This is a genomic window from Streptomyces sp. SID11385 (genome assembly GCF_010548245.1).
Taxonomy (GTDB): Bacteria; Actinomycetota; Actinomycetes; order Streptomycetales; family Streptomycetaceae; genus Streptomyces.
This window is the reverse complement of the sequence record NZ_JAAGLR010000367.1, coordinates 1-2,463: the sequence shown is the minus strand read 5'-3', so window position 1 is coordinate 2,463 and position 2,463 is coordinate 1. Positions and strand designations below refer to the sequence as shown.

Annotated in this window: 3 protein-coding genes; 2 read left to right on the top strand and 1 reads right to left on the bottom strand. The window is 76.6% G+C overall.

Translation table 11 applies throughout. The features are described from left to right. Positions 1 to 108: 108 nt before the first annotated feature. The gene (locus G3I42_RS36920; RefSeq protein ID WP_203606647.1) at positions 109 to 267 is read right to left on the bottom strand and encodes a hypothetical protein; all 159 of its coding nucleotides are present in this window, start codon (positions 265 to 267) and stop codon (positions 109 to 111) included. Between the two features lie 42 nt (positions 268 to 309). Here G3I42_RS36920 and G3I42_RS11025 point away from each other — a divergent pair, with 42 nt between their 5' ends. After that, positions 310 to 1,500, top strand: a complete 1,191-nt coding sequence (locus tag G3I42_RS11025) for a ThiF family adenylyltransferase (RefSeq protein WP_164284898.1) — start codon at positions 310 to 312, stop codon at positions 1,498 to 1,500. Further along, positions 1,497 to 2,463 (top strand): hypothetical protein (locus tag G3I42_RS11020; RefSeq protein WP_164284895.1); only part of this gene is annotated, 967 nt, incomplete at its 3' end. The genes G3I42_RS11025 and G3I42_RS11020, both read left to right, overlap by 4 nt.

The window sequence follows — 2,463 nt, the reverse complement described above, 5'->3', positions numbered from 1 at the left end:
CGAGGTGCCGGCCCGCCGCAGGCGGCCGGCCCCCGCGTGCGCGGAGACCAGCCGCCGCGCCGCCGCCGAGACCTCGGCGACGGTGAGCAAGCGGTTCAGCATCGGCGCTCAGGCACCGCCGTTGCCGCCGGACTCGCCCGTCGTCTCCTTCTTGTCGAGCGGGCGGATCGCGATCTTCCTCGCCATGTCGTCTCCTTCCGGCCGGTGGTGGACCAAGGTGCCCTTGTCATGTTTCGGCAGCCCCGCCATCGTTGTCAACAGCGCCATGAAGTAAGGGAGTTGGGGCGGATGGGGAGCGAGGTGCGGGTGATGCGACGGCCGCGGGTCAAGCCGGAGCACCGGGCCTACCGGACGGTGGACGGGAACGTCAGGATCGGCAGCGTCGTGCACGGCATCGGCTCCGAGATCGCGGACCCGGAGGGGTGGGTGTGGACCCTCGTCGAGGCGATGGACGGCACCCGCGACCGAGGCGGGCTCGTGGCCGACGTGCTGCGCGAGCACCCCGGGACGGGGCTGACCGCTGAGGACGTCGCGGCGGCCGTGGACGACCTCACGGAAGCCGGGTTCGTCGAGGACGCGGGCGCCCCCGAGCCCGCCGCGCTCCCGGCGCGCGCACGCGAGCGGTACGGGCGCGGCATGACGCTCCAGCGCTGGATGGACCTCACCCCCCGCGCCAGCCCCTGGGACCCCCAACTCGCCCTGCGCGCCGGGCGCGTGCTCCTGATCGGCCTCGGCGGTACGGGGGGCGCCGCCGCCCGCGACCTCGTCGCCTCGGGCGTGGGACACCTGCACTGCGTGGAACCGGACACCGTCGAGCTGTCCAACCTCAACCGGCAGACCCTCTACGGCGAGGCCGACATCGGCGCGCCCAAGCTCGGCGCCGCCCTGCGCGCGCTGCGCGCCCTCAACGGGGACGTGGCACTGAGCGGCGAGCGCCGGGAGGTACGCGGCCCGGACGACCTCGCGGACCTGCTCGCCGCGGCGCCGTACGACGCCCTCCTCCTCGCCGCCGACCGGCCCCCGGTCGTCCGCCGCTGGGCCAACGAGGCGTGCCTCGCGACGGGCACGCCGTGGGCCGAGGCCGGGTACCGGGGGCCGCTCGTGGGCGTCGGGGTCTTCCGGCCCGGCACGGGAGCGTGCTGGGAGTGCCTGCGGGACGCCGAGGCCGAGCGGCGCGAACTGCGCCTGCCACCGGGCGAGGACGAGGAGATCGCCTCTCCGCGCATGGCGTGGAACCCGGTCAACGCCGTGACGGCCCAGCTCTCCGGAAGCCTCCTCGCACACGCCGGACTCGCGCTGCTCAGCGGCGTCCCGGACATCGAACCCGGCTGCCGCTTCGGCTTCAACCTCATGCGCCCCGGGGACAACGTCCTCGACCGCGCCCCGCGCCGCCCGGGCTGCCCGGCCTGCGGAGAGAGGGCGGGGGAGGCGGCGGGAGCGGGAGCGGCACCGGCGGGGTCGGCACGGGCGGGGGCGGGCGTCCGGGAGCCGGGCCGGTGACGGAGGTGGCGCGGGACGAGGCGCCGCTGCCTGCCGGTACCCGGGTGCGCCTGCGCGAGCTCGCGCTCCGGGAGGACCGCGCCGACGAGTGGATCGTGGGCCGCATGGCCACCCGTACCTTCGTCGCGATGCCGGCCGAGGGGGTCCGTGCCCTCGCGCTCCTGCGCGCGGGCGCGCCCGTGGACGAGGCCGCGCGGGTCCTGCGCGAGGAGACCGGCGAGGACTTCGACGTGGCGGACTTCGTCACGGATCTCGCCGCGCTCGGCTTCGTCGCGCGCATCGGGGAGCGCGAGCTGCCGGAGACCCCCGCGCCGCGCGCGAGCCTGCCCCGGCTGCGCCCCGCGCACGTCCGCCTCGCGCTCCACCCCGCGCTCCCCGTCCTCGTCGGCGTCCTGCTCGCGGCGGCCCTCGTCGTCCTCGTCCGGCGGCCGGAACTGCTGCCCGGCTACCGCGACCTGCTGTGGAGCCCGCACGGCAGCGTGGTCCTGCTCACCGGGGCCGCCGCCGGGTGGACGCTGCTCTGCGCGCACGAGCTGGCCCACCTCGTCACGGCCCGCGCGGCCGGGGTGCCCGGGCACGTACGGCTCGGCACGCGCCTCCAGTTCCTCGTCATGCAGACCGACATCAGCGGCATCGAACTCGCCCCGCGCCGCCACCGCCTGACCGCCTATCTCGCGGGCATCGCGCTCAACCTCTCGGTCGCCTCGGCGACGCTCCTCGCGCTCGCGACGACCGCGCCCGGCTCGGCGCCGTACCGCTTCCTGGCGGCGGCCCTGCTCGTCGCGCTGCTGCCGCTCCCGTTCCAGCTCATGGTCTTCACGCGCACGGACGTCTACTTCGTCCTCCAGGACCTGACCGGCTGCCGGAACCTGTACGGGGACGGGCTCGCCCACGCCCGCCACCTCCTGCGCCGCCTGCGGCCCGGCGGGGACCGGTCCCCGGGCCCGAGCGCGCGGCTGCCCG